This window comes from Lysinibacillus sphaericus, assembly GCF_006864135.1.
Lineage (GTDB): Bacteria > Bacillota > Bacilli > Bacillales_A > Planococcaceae > Lysinibacillus.
Map to the genome: position 1 here is coordinate 1 of NZ_SADV01000057.1, position 1,127 is coordinate 1,127.

Genomic DNA, 1,127 nt, shown 5'->3' on the forward strand with positions numbered 1-1,127 from the left:
CTCTCCATAAAAGAAATTTGATTAGCTCAAATTGTTTTGCTGGCATCATGTTTGATGTCCAAAATTTTGTTTCGTTCGCCAACTCAAGGTTAGCTACTAAAAACTTTATTGATTACGTTTTGCTTGTTCAGTTTTCAAGGTTCATTTGTTTTAATTGGTGGAGCCTAGCGGGATCGAACCGCTGACCTCCTGCGTGCAAGGCAGGCGCTCTCCCAGCTGAGCTAAGGCCCCAAAGTTAATTGTAATTTTAGGAAATGGTCGGGAAGACAGGATTCGAACCTGCGACCCCTTGGTCCCAAACCAAGTGCTCTACCAAGCTGAGCTACTTCCCGTTTGTTTTTATTGGCGCGCCCGGCAGGAGTCGAACCCACAACCTTCTGATCCGTAGTCAGACGCTCTATCCAATTGAGCTACGGGCGCTAATTATTAAAATAAAAAAATGGTGCCGAGGGCCGGAATCGAACCGGCACGGTAGTCACCTACCGCAGGATTTTAAGTCCTGTGCGTCTGCCAGTTCCGCCACCCCGGCACATTTGGAGCGGAAGACGAGGTTCGAACTCGCGACCCCCACCTTGGCAAGGTGGTGTTCTACCACTGAACTACTTCCGCATGTGCATAAGATTTATTTATCCTGGCAATTATGAAATTTTAAAAATGGTGCGGGTGAAGGGAGTCGAACCCCCACGCCTTGCGGCGCTAGATCCTAAGTCTAGTGCGTCTGCCAATTCCGCCACACCCGCATATTTTGTTGGCAATTTAAATGGTGAGCCATGAAGGACTCGAACCTTCGACCCTCTGATTAAAAGTCAGATGCTCTACCAACTGAGCTAATGGCTCAAAACTATGGTGCCGGCTATAGGAATCGAACCCACGACCTACTGATTACAAGTCAGTTGCTCTACCTGCTGAGCTAAACCGGCATATGGTGGAGGATGACGGGCTCGAACCGCCGACCCTCTGCTTGTAAGGCAGATGCTCTCCCAGCTGAGCTAATCCTCCTGGGTATTATGCCTAGCGATGTCCTACTCTCACAGGGGGAAGCCCCCAACTACCATCGGCGCTAAAGAGCTTAACTTCCGTGTTCGGTATGGGAACGGGTGTGACCTCTTTGCCATCATCACTAGACT

At 49.4% G+C, this 1,127-nt stretch carries 9 tRNA genes and 1 rRNA gene; all 10 read right to left on the minus strand.

Annotated elements, in window-relative coordinates:
• Nucleotides 1-155 precede the first annotated feature (155 nt).
• The 10 genes from C7Y47_RS24550 to rrf all read right to left on the minus strand — a co-directional run bounded on the left by C7Y47_RS24550 (nucleotide 156) and on the right by rrf (nucleotide 1,125).
• Nucleotides 156-231 (minus strand) — tRNA-Ala (locus tag C7Y47_RS24550).
• 24 nt (nucleotides 232-255) lie between these two features.
• A tRNA-Pro gene (locus C7Y47_RS24555) sits at nucleotides 256-332 on the minus strand.
• An 11-nt stretch (nucleotides 333-343) separates the two neighbouring features.
• Nucleotides 344-420, minus strand: a tRNA-Arg gene (locus C7Y47_RS24560).
• Between the two features lie 20 nt (nucleotides 421-440).
• A tRNA-Leu gene (locus C7Y47_RS24565) sits at nucleotides 441-529 on the minus strand.
• 5 nt (nucleotides 530-534) lie between these two features.
• Nucleotides 535-609 (minus strand) — tRNA-Gly (locus C7Y47_RS24570).
• Between the two features lie 46 nt (nucleotides 610-655).
• Nucleotides 656-740 (minus strand) — tRNA-Leu (locus C7Y47_RS24575).
• A 21-nt stretch (nucleotides 741-761) separates the two neighbouring features.
• A tRNA-Lys gene (locus C7Y47_RS24580) sits at nucleotides 762-837 on the minus strand.
• 7 nt (nucleotides 838-844) lie between these two features.
• A tRNA-Thr gene (locus C7Y47_RS24585) sits at nucleotides 845-920 on the minus strand.
• A 3-nt stretch (nucleotides 921-923) separates the two neighbouring features.
• A tRNA-Val gene (locus C7Y47_RS24590) sits at nucleotides 924-999 on the minus strand.
• 10 nt (nucleotides 1,000-1,009) lie between these two features.
• A 5S ribosomal RNA gene (rrf, locus tag C7Y47_RS24595) occupies nucleotides 1,010-1,125 on the minus strand.
• Between the last annotated feature and the right edge of the window lie 2 nt (nucleotides 1,126-1,127).